The 12,749-nt window shown below is 37.0% G+C and carries 13 protein-coding genes; 8 read left to right on the forward strand and 5 right to left on the reverse strand.

What is annotated here, in order from left to right; all coding sequences use genetic code 11:
• Position 1 precedes the first annotated feature (1 nt).
• From FZC40_RS09690 to FZC40_RS09705, 4 genes are all read left to right on the forward strand, one after another.
• Positions 2-781 carry a DUF1829 domain-containing protein gene (locus FZC40_RS09690; protein ID WP_148603758.1) on the forward strand — a complete coding sequence of 260 codons (780 nt, stop codon included), beginning with the start codon at positions 2-4 and terminating at the stop codon, positions 779-781.
• A 342-nt stretch (positions 782-1,123) separates the two neighbouring features.
• Positions 1,124-1,792, forward strand: a complete 669-nt coding sequence (locus FZC40_RS09695) for a hypothetical protein (protein WP_148603760.1) — start codon at positions 1,124-1,126, stop codon at positions 1,790-1,792.
• A gap of 148 nt (positions 1,793-1,940) precedes the next feature.
• Complete coding sequence (locus FZC40_RS09700; protein WP_148603762.1) at positions 1,941-2,387, forward strand: ImmA/IrrE family metallo-endopeptidase; 447 nt, start codon at positions 1,941-1,943, stop codon at positions 2,385-2,387.
• A gap of 15 nt (positions 2,388-2,402) precedes the next feature.
• Positions 2,403-4,319 (forward strand): recombinase family protein, encoded by a 1,917-nt coding sequence (locus tag FZC40_RS09705; protein ID WP_148603764.1) that lies wholly within the window; start codon positions 2,403-2,405, stop codon positions 4,317-4,319.
• A 331-nt stretch (positions 4,320-4,650) separates the two neighbouring features.
• Here FZC40_RS09705 and FZC40_RS09710 read toward each other — a convergent pair whose 3' ends face one another.
• The 3 genes from FZC40_RS09710 to FZC40_RS09720 form a co-directional block, all read right to left on the reverse strand.
• Positions 4,651-5,052: a hypothetical protein gene (locus tag FZC40_RS09710; protein ID WP_148568459.1), complete on the reverse strand. Its 402-nt coding sequence runs from the start codon at positions 5,050-5,052 to the stop codon at positions 4,651-4,653.
• A 198-nt stretch (positions 5,053-5,250) separates the two neighbouring features.
• Positions 5,251-5,613, reverse strand: a complete 363-nt coding sequence (locus FZC40_RS09715) for a NifB/NifX family molybdenum-iron cluster-binding protein (RefSeq protein ID WP_148603766.1) — start codon at positions 5,611-5,613, stop codon at positions 5,251-5,253.
• Between the two features lie 178 nt (positions 5,614-5,791).
• A complete protein-coding gene (locus tag FZC40_RS09720; RefSeq protein WP_148603769.1) occupies positions 5,792-6,958 on the reverse strand; it encodes a DUF6710 family protein in 1,167 nt (388 codons plus the stop codon).
• A gap of 473 nt (positions 6,959-7,431) precedes the next feature.
• Between FZC40_RS09720 and FZC40_RS09725 the strand changes: the two genes are divergently transcribed.
• The 3 genes from FZC40_RS09725 to FZC40_RS09735 are packed head-to-tail and all read left to right on the forward strand — an operon-like array spanning position 7,432 to position 10,007.
• On the forward strand, positions 7,432-8,001 hold the full coding sequence (locus FZC40_RS09725) for a TetR/AcrR family transcriptional regulator (protein WP_148603771.1): 570 nt from the start codon (positions 7,432-7,434) through the stop codon (positions 7,999-8,001).
• Positions 8,002-8,020: 19 nt separating this feature from the next.
• Positions 8,021-8,614 carry an MBL fold metallo-hydrolase gene (locus tag FZC40_RS09730; RefSeq protein WP_148603773.1) on the forward strand — a complete coding sequence of 198 codons (594 nt, stop codon included), beginning with the start codon at positions 8,021-8,023 and terminating at the stop codon, positions 8,612-8,614.
• Positions 8,615-8,669: 55 nt separating this feature from the next.
• Entirely contained in the window at positions 8,670-10,007 is a 1,338-nt protein-coding gene (locus FZC40_RS09735; RefSeq protein ID WP_148603775.1) for an MATE family efflux transporter, read from the forward strand.
• 6 nt (positions 10,008-10,013) lie between these two features.
• Here FZC40_RS09735 and FZC40_RS09740 read toward each other — a convergent pair whose 3' ends face one another.
• Together FZC40_RS09740 and FZC40_RS17125 are read right to left on the reverse strand one after the other, a co-directional pair.
• Positions 10,014-10,823: a hypothetical protein gene (locus FZC40_RS09740; protein ID WP_148603778.1), complete on the reverse strand. Its 810-nt coding sequence runs from the start codon at positions 10,821-10,823 to the stop codon at positions 10,014-10,016.
• 219 nt (positions 10,824-11,042) lie between these two features.
• Positions 11,043-11,204 (reverse strand): hypothetical protein, encoded by a 162-nt coding sequence (locus FZC40_RS17125; protein ID WP_170254030.1) that lies wholly within the window; start codon positions 11,202-11,204, stop codon positions 11,043-11,045.
• A gap of 266 nt (positions 11,205-11,470) precedes the next feature.
• Between FZC40_RS17125 and FZC40_RS09745 the strand changes: the two genes are divergently transcribed.
• Positions 11,471-12,706: an LL-diaminopimelate aminotransferase gene (locus FZC40_RS09745; protein ID WP_148603780.1), complete on the forward strand. Its 1,236-nt coding sequence runs from the start codon at positions 11,471-11,473 to the stop codon at positions 12,704-12,706.
• The last annotated feature ends 43 nt before the right edge of the window (positions 12,707-12,749 follow it).

Raw genomic sequence — 12,749 nt, forward strand, 5'->3', positions numbered from 1 at the left:
AATGAAGTCTCAATTACAGAATGATTACAAACAAATTTATATCGACTGGTTGACCAAGAAGATAAACCAGGTTGAAATATCAGAAAATATACAACGGATAACTATGCCGTTTTTAGACCGAAACAATGATCACATTGAGCTTTACATCATCAGCGAAGGGAACGATCACTACACGATCACTGACGACAGTTCGACTATTAATGAATTGGAACTATCAGGGATTGACGTTTGTGGGAGCCAGCGACGAAAAAGTATTTTGACGAGTTTGACAAATTCGCACGGCGTCGAATTGTCAGAAACCAACGAATTGATGGTAAAATGCAATATTGATAACTTACCGCAAAAAAAGCATATGCTAACCCAGTGTATTATCAAAATTAGTGATATGTTCTATCTTTCAAAAACCTCTGTCCAGTCATTGTTTGTGGAAGATGTTCGAAACTTTCTGCTTGATCACGAAATCCAATTTACCCCTGATGTTTCCTTTATTGGTAAAAGCAGGCTAACTACGCATTATGATTTTTCTATAGGCCAAACAAGGAAAAAGCCTACACGAATCATAACTGCTGTCAACAATTTAGATAACAACTTAGCCCGTAATATCATTTTTAATTGGAACGACACCAAAGAATCAAGAAAGTATGATATGGAGCTCTATACTTTTATTCAAGATACTGATAAAAAATTAAAAAAAGATCCATTAACTGCACTAAACGAATATGATATAAAAACAGTGCCGTGGTCGAAAAGAGATGATTTTCTCCCCAAATTGATTATGTAGATTTAATTGAAGTAATTTGATGTCTATTGACAAAAATGGATTAATATACCATAACTGCTTGGCTGATACTTAAATGGGCAACTCAGAAAGCCCCAGTTACATTTTATAGGTAACTGGGGTTTTTAGTTTTTTGAAGCATAAATGAAAGTATGCTGATAGGTCAGTGAAACTCCTTTGCTTCTTTGCAAAAAGGTATTTTTAATTTATTTATTGGCATATGTCAAACTTCTGTTAAACTTTAACAAATCATGATACTTAGTCGGAAAGTTTGCACACATTATTGATTTACATTCCACTTATGATAGGTATATACTTTAGCTAAACTATATTTAGGAGGAAGAAATGGACGAAAACACAAAAGAACCTTGGTGGCAAAAAACATGGGTAATTGTTTTGGCGTGTGTGTTTGTTCCACCGGTAGGCATTGTCTTACTGTGGGTTGGAAAAAAACTAAACGATAATGGTCGGATTTTTTTGACCATTGCTTTGGCAATATATACCATGCTCTGGTTTAGTAGTTTGGGCGGTACAAACTCGTCATCCAAAGCAAAAAGCCAAGTCCCGGCGCAAACAACTACTTCCACAGCCGCAAAAAATACAACAGCGACTAAAACGGCAACGGTTCAAAGTACTGTTGCTACAACAATAGAAGGTGCGCTATCATCGGCAGGCCGCACCAAAGGATCAACAATTTCACAAGGATCAGGCAAAGATGGCGTTCCCGAATTAGTAATTGATTCAAAAATAAGCGATTTCTCAGAAAAACCAAGTGCTTATGCTGTATGCTACGATGCATGCGAGGCGTTGAAAAATATTCCAGATCTTCAGAACTATGGCGATGTCATGTTTAATTTTAACGGAGATTATGTTGCAAATGATGGTACAACACAAACAATGCCAGTAATCCGGCTAAGATATACAACCAGTCAAATAAACAATTTCGATTTTTCCAGCAGAGACTATGTGTCTTACCAAAATATTGCCGATGTTGTAAAAATGGATGTTAAATAGAAATTTTCTGTCATTTACCGGGGGGGAGCATCTCACTTCCCTTTTCTTCTAAAATTCTTCACAATAATTTACTCTAACTTATTCCCACATAGTCGTTCTTTTCTGTTATCATTATTACGGAACATATGTTCTGCGATGAGGAGAAAAGATGTACGAACTTGAACTTAAAAAATCTGAAATGATTCTAAAACGTTATAAAATATCTTCATTTCCTATTCAATTATGGGAGCTTGAGCAATTCATTATTGACCGTGGATACGATATAATTATTTCTAAAGAAATCAACACATCAAGCACATTAGGGCACACGGTTTACATCCCTGTAGCTCGTGACCCCTATTCCCGTGTATTTTTATCGCATGAGCTTGGACATATTTTATGCCATTGCTTTAATACTTATAAAAAATGCGATCTCAATATATCGAAGTGTGAACGTCAGGCCAACGCGTTCGCAGATTTTCTGTTAATGCCATTTGGTGTGTTCGAAAAAGATCTTCGATATTTAGATGAATGGAGACTGTCAGAAAAATACGGAGTGCCTGTCGAGCAGATCCAAACGCGATACTGCTTATGCAGGGAATATCAATATCATTAAAAAGAAGGTGAAAAAATGCAAGATAAAAAAGCGGCGCTCTATGTCCGCGTATCCACATCGATGCAGGTTGACCGGGATAGTCTCCCCTTCCAACGGGATGAGCTTGTAAACTATTCAAAATACGCATTGAATATTGATGATTATGAAATATTTGAGGATGCCGGGTTTTCTGCGAAGAATACCGATCGTCCAAAATATCAAGAAATGATGACTAGAGTTCGGAAATGCGAATTTAGTCACATAATCGTCTGGAAAATTGACAGGATCAGCCGAAACCTTATTGACTTTTGCGAGATGTATGAGGAAATTAAAAAGTATGATACTGCTTTTATATCGAAAAATGAACAGTTCGACACGTCCAGTGCCATGGGCGAAGCTATGCTTAAGATTATCCTAGTGTTTGCGGAACTGGAAAGAAAACTGACTGGCGAAAGAGTTCTATCTGTTATGATTGACCGTGCTTCAAGAGGGATGTGGAACGGTGCCTGTCCTCCTTTAGGGTATAATATGGTTGACGGTGTCGGATTCCCTCAAATTGACGAAAAAGAAGCTGCAATTGTCCGGTATATCTTTGAATTGTACGAAGAAACAAATTCATCTGGAGAAGTGACGAAAAGGCTTACCAACGAAGGCATTAAGACTAAGCGCGGCGGAATTTGGGGAACAAAAGGTGTCATTGATATTTTGCGGAATCCATTTTATGTCGGTACTTATCGCTATAACTATCGTGCATCAGCGCGTGGCAAAAAGAAAAATCAGGACGAATGGGTTCAAATCGAAGACAACCATCCAAGGATCATCGCAAAAGAACAATTTGAACGCGTTGGTCACATAATCGATGATAATTACAAGGGAAATAACAAAGTACCAAGAGTGAATAAGTTCGTTCATTTATTCGCTCGCAAGCTCAAATGCGACGATTGCGGAAAGTCTATGATGTCTGGGCTAGATCAACCGAGATCAGGTGGCATTCGGCCATCTCGGTATATCTGTGCAAACTTCACATCAGGAACGCCTTGCAAAAACTATATCAGTGATATTACGTTAGTCCCGTTTATGATCGCTTACCTATCCAACTTTATCAAATTGCAGGAGGTTATTAACCCAAATACGACTGATAATAAAGTTAATAAAATACTTTTATCAGGAGACCAGTTCAGAAACATTAAATCGTTGGATTCTGAAAGTTTGTTCCTTATTAAGCGATATTTGCTATCCGCAAAGGGATACAAACAATATGAAGCTCCGGGCTCAGTAAAAAATTCACTCAGTTTTTCGGCAAAGAAACAAGAGCTCATATTGAATAACATAAAAAAATATGAAACGGCTATTGAACGACTCGAAGAATTATATCTATTTTCCAATGAAGCTATGTCTCAAAAGGATTTCATTTTGAAGAAAACCCAACTGGTTACAAGTATCGAATCAGAGCGAGAAAAACTGGAAATAGAAAATGCAGAAAATAAGAGTACTTCATATGCTGAAGGTAATTTTATATCAAAGGCGAGTTATGCGTTACTGAGCAACTTGTTGTCACAGGATAATTATTCATTAGATTATTTGCAGATTCGAGAAATTATTGGAATTGATCAATTGCAAAAGATCTTAAATGAGATTATCTGCAAGATCGTTATCAAAGATGGCGAAGTAGCGTGCGTTGTTTTCAACAATGGTTTAGTTCATCAATTTATTATTATGGAGGAAAAACTTCCGGATCTAAAATATTATGAAGTTGTCTTTCGAAAAAACAAACGAAGGATTATTAACCACTTGAAAGAAAATGAAAATATCAGCGCAACGGATCTGCAAAAGTTTTTAAAGATCAGTAAAAGAACAACATATGATGTGATCCACCACATGTTATCTGAAGAAATTATTGTGAGCAACGGGTCTAAGTATCGGCCAATCTACCGATTGAATAAAAATGTGTAAAAACAACCCCTGTTTTCACATTTTTTGAAAACAGGGGTAAAGACTAATACAGTGAGGTTTGCTCGCTATTTATCCGCGCCATTAAACGATTCACTTTTGCGCATCCGAAAGTTTTTATAGAGTAGCTTTTGATATTCTTTATCGGTTTATGGTTTGTAATATTTTTTTTGCTCATTTATATTTATTTCTCCTAATAACTGATCATAAAATTCATCTTTCTTTCTATTATACACTAAAAGATTTCAAAAAAGAATGATATTACAAATACGAATATTCAAATTAAGAAAAACCGTCGATTATGACGGTTTCTTATTGCTTCACCTTATTTATTTTAAACAATATTCGGATTCTTATATGTAAATTCATCCACCTTAGTAAATTGTGCTTTGCCTAGGTGAGAAAGGGCTTCTAAAGTCAGAGTATTACCATTGATGCTGTAAATTACCGGCAACTGGTCGTCTGTTTTTGTACTTACACCATTTGCTGTATAGGTGCCATTTGTTCTTAACAGTCGACCTTCTTTTAATTCATAGGTGTATTCCCAGCGTACCCAGGTTCCATCATCGTTACATTGATCAAGAATGACCTTGTTGTCGGACGTAAATTCGTAATTTATAATATTATCCGGATCTCCCATTTCCCATTTACCGACGATCTGATTCTTTACTCCGCATCCACACAATCCCATTATTAAAACCGCACTTAGTACGACTATCAACACTTTTCTTTTCATTTTTTCTTCTCCTGTATCTTTTATCTCTACATGATATAAGAGATTTAAAGAAATTTCAATAGTAATTGAACCGTTAAAACCAAAGTGATAAGGAAAATTCTCTAATAACAGCGAAAAAGTATGCTTTCAAATATCAAATAGTCTCCCGAACGATAAAAGACTGTCAATATTTTTGACAGTCTTTCAATAATTTGTAAATTAATTATGGCATTCACTCTCGTGTTCATGACATAATTCTCCAGAGTCAACCACAGCACCGGCAAGCCAGTTAAGCATTACTTCTTTAACATCCCCTGAACATCCCCGTAATACTTCAATGCCCGATCGATTTAAAACATTTACTGCCCCTTCACCCATATTGCCGGCAAGCATAACTTTTACACCCATTTCTGAAAGTGTTGATGCAATATTGGATTTACAGCCACAGCCAGCCGGGGATGCGAATATTTCCTGATTAAGGATCTCTTTACTACTGTCATCAATTGTAAAAATAGTATAATACTCACAGTGGCCAAAATGGCTATCAATTGAATTCTGACAAGTTGGTAATGCGATTTTCATAATAATACCTCCGATAAAATTTATTAATAGTTATATAAATGACATATGTCATTTATATAACTATTATAATACATAAATAGCATATGTCAATAACTAAAATAATCATTCAAAAAGATGCAACGCAAGGTATTATTTAAAATAGCTTATGTTTTTAAAATATTCCACGTTTCAAGGCTATCTACCAATCAAAGTTGCTTATCAAAACCTCTTCAATTTTTCTTTTATCCTTCCCACATCGCTCAATGAAATATTTGATCCGAGCAAGTGCATATAAAATTGCCACTCTGAAATCTAAAACATCGGCAATAATTTTATCATTATGAACATTAATCCATTCACTTCCGTTTGTCCGTACGTGGGCAAACATCCGGGTGGTATTATAGATGTATCTTGACTGAATGACATCGGTTTTCTGAATATCTCCAGTTGTATCGAATTTTTTTGAATTCCTTATCTGGAACACATCAAGATATTGATAATATGCCACTTGACAGCCGGCATCGTCTTTTGAATAATATGGCGAGGCCTGTGTATAAAACACGCTATCACTGGTGTTCAAATGAATATTTAGATCATTTTTAGTGTTCGTTTTAGTGGTGCGAAACAGTCCATTTTCATCTCTGAAGCGATGCGGAATGAACGCCATTCTGCCAGTGTCATTCCTGTCCAAATTCACTGTATAGAGATCGTATTTGAGATCATCTTTAATTAAATTCACAACCGTCTCAATATTAGTACTCGCATTTTTAGCCATGTCTTTTTTGTGCGCCGGCTCGACACATAAAAAACAGTTAACTTGGAACATCACATAATCGAATTCACGCATCTTTTCTTTTCTGCTCATGGGACTCGATTCAAGATCAGGTAGATAATCCTCTTGGTCAATTTTATTTGATTTCTGGATGATTGGTTTCTTTTTAGACGATGTACGCAGATGTTTTTTGCTTAGACTCTTCGTCAACATTTGCATTAAGGGATAATAAACGCGGTTTTGCAAATAGGATTTGTCATACAACAAGTCACGCAATTCAACATAGGCCGTTACATAATCTTTTTTTTGAAGACTGCAATTGATATTCAAAAGATTGTCGATGTACGCATAATGATGCCCACAAGCATCATAAACGGGATCACTTTGACATTTGCGGTAATCGTTATAAAATTCAACGAGTTTTGACACTGCTTCCTTTTTGTACCGAACCGACATTTCTCTTCTATGTCGGTTGCAAACATTGAACACATTATCTCGAATGTCATGAATCTTTGCTGTACGTTTGTTTCCACACCCTTTGCAGTCGCAATATTTCAATATGCCTTTTAATTTGCGTGCTTTAGATACTTTCACTGCTTTTTTTCTCCCCATTTTCTAAACTATATTTTCAATTATAGACGATTTACAAACTTTATTGAAAATATATAAAAAGCTCGTGCTTTTCGATTTTTTTGAAAACACGAGTTCTTGTCGGTGCTATGCAGTTTATTTGCTGTTTTCCTATCTTATTATGGTGTTTACGTCTGCAGATCAAAACGTCTTAATGCAACAGTTCTTTTTATGACTCATATAAGTTTATTTCGCAATAATTAACTGATCGGAAATCTTATTTATTCTATTATATACTAAACGTCGAAAAAAAGAACATTATTAAGAAAATATGTATTTAACCGCTGATTATCTTTCTCAATTCATAAACTTTGTCTATTTCAATATCTTACGATATAATTGCAGAATTTGTAATACGTATCAAAGTATTTGACAAAACAAAAACATTAGTTTAGACTAAAACTAATACTATTAGTTTTAGTAAAGGAGATCATTCATTGGCAAAAAAAGGTTTGGATTCGAAAATAATCATCTCAACTGCTGCTCAACTGGTTGAAGAAAAGGGATATGACCATTTTTCTTTGAATGAGCTGGCCTTAAAACTTGGGGTGAAAACCGCCTCACTTTATAATCATATTGAAGGCCTTCAGGAAGTCAATTCAAAAGTATCCCACCTTGCAGTCAGCCGGCTGCATCTAATCCTAGAAGCATCAATTGCCCGAAAAGAACGGGATGAAGCGCTCATGTCCTTGACCTTGGCTTACCGGGACTTTGCAAAAAAAAATCCAGAATTATACAAAGCAGTGATTAAATTACCCACCTCGGAAGATGATCAATTAAAAGAATCGGGAGCCCAGGTGGTGGAGCCGATCATCGCGATTTTAAGGAAATATGCTCTGAATGAAGTGGACAGGATTCATTTTTCAAGAGCCTTAAGAAGCGCCATACATGGATTTGTGGAAATGGAAGAAGCTGGTTTTTTTCGCAGACACGATGCAAATATTGACATAAGCTATGAGAAAATGATTGAAGGGTATATTGTGATTCTAAATAGCTATAATAACTAAGAAAGATTGGAGAACGACTATGGGAAAATTATTATATCAGGGCCATGGAAGCTACCGGATTGTTACAGACAATGGAATTGTTATTTATGTGGATCCATTCGCAGGAGAAGGTTACGATTTACCTGCAGACCTTGTGCTGGTCAGCCACGAACATCCCGACCATAACAAATTGTCGCTGTTAAATCAAAAAAAAGGCTGTACTATCCTGCGACCGGAAACCATCCTAATCGGCGGCGTTTATGGCAGCCGCAAGATTGATGACATTTCCATTCAGGCAGTACCGGCTTATAATGCTAAGCACGATAAAAACCATTGTGTCGGTTATCTCATCGAACTGGATGGTATTAAAATCTATGCTTCCGGAGATACTTCCTTTACCGATTATATGAGCGATGTTCTTTCCAAAGAAAAAATCGCTTATGCCTTGCTGCCCATCGACGGGATTTTTAATATGAACCCGGAAGAGGCCTCAAAATGTGCTGAAGTCATTGGCGCTATCCACACCATTCCCATTCATATGAAACCGGGTGCATTGTTTGATCGACAAATAGCGCAAAGCTTTGTATCAAAAGGAAGACTCATCTTAGCACCCAAAGAGGAAATTATTCTATAAAATAGTTGGAGGTAGACCAATCAATCAATTAATAAAAGAAAAATCATTTTATAAAATGGTGGCCGCTATTGCCATTCCAATCACATTACAAAGCTTAATCACCATCGGTGTGAATATGACCGACACGTTGATGGTGGGATCTCTCGGGGAAATGCAGTTGTCGGCGGCGTCCCTGGCGAATCAGTTCATTATGATTTTTCAGATCTGCTGCATGGGAATTGGCATGGGAGCCTCGGTTCTGACATCGCGTTTCTGGGGAATGCGGGATTTAAATTCTTTAAGAAAGACGGTTACCGTCATGCTTCGGATCTGTCTTATGTTGAGTCTTGTTTTTTCCCTAGCGACCTTTTTCGCACCAGAGATGATTATGGGTATTTACACCACGGATTCGACAATTATTCAATATGGAGCCCGATATTTCAAATGGTCGGTTCCCTGTTATGCGCTGCTGGGGCTATCTCTTACATCCACCATTGTTCTGCGGAGCGTAGGTCAGGTAAGACTTCCTTTATTTTCATCCATTGGTGCTTTTTTAATCAATATTTTCTTTAACTATCTGTTTATTTTCGGAAATTTCGGGGCTCCCCAAATGGGTATTGAAGGTTCTGCCCTCTCCACACTCATTGCCAGAATCTTCGAATTTTCTTTTATCTGCGGCTATTTGTTTTTTATCGATAAAAGAATCCGGTATCGACTCGGACATTTATTTCTGCGATGCCGAGATATTTCCAAGGAATATTTTCAGGTTGCCATTCCGGTATTGGTGAGTGACGCCTTGCTGGCATTTGGCAATAGCGCCGTAACCATGGTCATCGGAAGGCTTGGAGTCAGCTTCGTTTCGGCCAATGCCATCACGATGGTAACACAGCAGCTCAGCACTGTTTTTATTCAGGGGATTTCTAATGCCAGTGCCATTATGACCGGACACACTCTGGGCCGCGGGGATCAGGAAAAGGCCCAGCAACAAGGGGTGACATTTTTGTATTTAGGGCTTGCCGTTGGCGTTTTTGGAGCTCTGCTGATATGGCTGATCAGCAAACCCATGATCAGTTGCTACAACATTACGGAAGAAACCCAACAACTTACGTCGCAATTGATGTTTGCGGTCGGTTTTATTGTTATCTTTCAGTCAACTAACAGCATTTTAACCAAAGGGGTGCTCCGAGGTGGCGGAGATACTCAGTTTCTAATGGTGGCCGACATTATCTTCTTGTGGGTTGCTTCCATTCCCTTAGGCGCATTGGCAGGTTTGGTCTGGCACTTGCCAGCATTTTGGATATACACCCTTCTGAAAATTGACCAGATTATTAAATCTGTCTGGTGTATCTATCGATTACGTAGTAAAAAGTGGATTAAAAAAATTGAATCCTATCCATTGAGTGAAAATCAATAAATCTGTTTATCTCGGTACAACCAATCTCAGTATTAAACTGATTAAAAAAGCAACCGCAGAAAATATGACACTGATCATCAGAATGCCTGTTGCGATAATATTGTACTGAACCAAATTTAATGGAAGTATAGCAAACTGTTGTAAATTTAAAACATTGAGTAAAAGCAATATCAAAAATATGAACAGCAAACCATCGAAACTTCCTTTTATATCTGCAAAGCTCAATGACATATGGGCTGATATGCATATGGCTAAAAACAAGAATATATAAAAACCGATGCTCTGAAAATTTCCTAATGAAAATATCGTTTTTATCAAACTCCAATAGCTGTTTACAATTTCTGCCAGATTAATATCTCCGATTGTCTGAGTATTCAAGCTCCTCGCAAGTATGTTTGTATAGGCTGTAAAAGCTTGGGGAATCAGCAAATACATCAATCCTACAATAACCAGTATTCCACCTAAAATTGGAGCCACCCCGATAAAGAAATTTCCAATTCTCTGATACAGGTTTCTTTTGTTAAAGGAGTGATTAACATAGCCCATTACCCCATCCTGATCCGGTCGCTGAAATAATTTTATGGCTATAATTTTATGCCCGAACAGCAATGCGAACAAAGCGTGACTCAGTTCGTGAATCGGCGTGCCAATAATACCTGTTATCAGTACCGTATTTCTTCCCAAGCTTCCTTGAAAATTTCGCATGGTATATTTTTGTATGACCTCAAGGAACAACCCAACTAATATGATCGCTCCGGTAAGCCATAATGTTTCAATAACGGTTTGAATCAATAATGTTACAATATATGTGCTCATAAAAATCTATATCCTTCTCTTTTTATTTAAACCTAATTATTTTATGCATAAGTAATTTCACCAGTAAACACAAATAACGAAATCCATTGATTATCATTATATTCGGATTTCCTTAACTTTGTAATATTATGTTGATCAGATCATGTTGATTTTTCTTCGTATATTAAACTTTTACGGTATTATTTATTTTATCATATAAAAAAAACACCCTTGAGTGTTTTAGTCGTTGTTCATTTCATCCGTTCGTACATTCTTGTTTGTGAAAAAGATACAACCTGTTTGTCTCCATGGATTTCTTAATACATCCATATCCGGACACCGGCCATTTTCATTAAAACTACATGCTAACTGCGAACATTTTTTTTCATTGTTTGAATCCATTGACTCTCCTCGTTAATATGAGGCACCCTTCTTGATGTCTCATTAGTATATTTCAATTTTCATTTTATGAATTATACCACTGAATAATATTAAATGCAATTAATTTCATCTTTATCAGCTTATACGTTATAACTTTTTTTATTAAATAATTATTGACAAGAAATCAAATCAAGTGTAGAGTATTACTAATTAGGAATACTATTAAGTAACGGCTGATTTCAAGTAGCTAAAATAGCCTATTATTATCGATTGAAAGGAAGAATCTTATGGCAATGATTAACGAAAATTATATTAAATTACCAGGCAGTTATCTTTTTTCTGAAATAGCAAAGCGGGTGGATGCATATAAAGCTGAGAATCCCGATGCAACTATCATCAAACTAGGAATTGGAGACGTCACCAGACCGTTACCTCCTGCGGTTATCAGCAGCATGCACAAAGCTGTTGACGAAATGGCAGATGAAAAAACTTTTAGAGGATATGGACCTGAACAGGGTTACAATTTCCTCATTGAAAAAATTATTGAATTTGATTATGCCCCTCGGGGAATCAGCCTTAATATTGACGAGGTTTTTGTAAGTGATGGTTCCAAAAGTGATACTGCGAATTTTCAGGAAATATTTGGTCTTGAAAATAAAATTGCTGTTACCGATCCTGTTTATCCCGTTTATGTAGACAGTAATGTTATGGCTGGAAGAAGTGGCAGTCTCGGTGCCGATGGCAAATGGACAGACCTCACTTATATGCCATGTACTGCTGAAAACGCATTTACCCCACAACTGCCAAACGAGAAGGTTGATCTTATCTACTTATGTTTCCCAAACAACCCCACCGGGACAACAATATCAAAAACCGAACTGAAAAAATGGGTGGATTATGCAAAAGACAACAAGTCCATCATTTTATATGATGCCGCCTATGAAGCCTATATACAGGAGGATGATGTTCCGCACAGTATTTATGAAATTGAAGGCGCCAAAGAAGTGGCTGTCGAGTTCCGAAGCTTTTCAAAAAATGCCGGTTTTACTGGAACAAGATGTTCATATACTATTGTCCCCAAGGAAGTTCTCGGGTACACCGCCGCTGGTGAAGCAATTGAGCTCAACAAGTTATGGAACAGAAGACAGACCACCAAATTCAATGGGGTTCCATATATTATACAAAAAGGCGCTGAAGCCGTTTATACCCTGGAAGGACAGCAACAAATCAAATCGCTTGTTGACTATTATATGACCAATGCCAAAATAATCCGAGAAGGTATTCAGAGTACTGGCATTGAAGTTTTCGGAGGAGTAAATGCTCCATATATCTGGCTAAAGACACCAAAGGGACAGGATTCCTGGTCTTTCTTTGACAAACTGCTGCATGATGTCAGTATCGTTGGTACCCCAGGAGCCGGCTTTGGTCCAAGTGGAGAAGGCTACTTTAGGCTTACTGCTTTTGCCAGCAAGGAGAGCACCGAAGAGGCTATTGAAAGAATCAAGACCAGACTGAAGCTTTAATAGCCCCCTTTATTACAAGGTTATTATTGGAAACTATTTTAGT

The sequence above is a fragment of the Acetobacterium tundrae genome (assembly GCF_008086615.1).
GTDB lineage: Bacteria > Bacillota > Clostridia > Eubacteriales > Eubacteriaceae > Acetobacterium > Acetobacterium tundrae.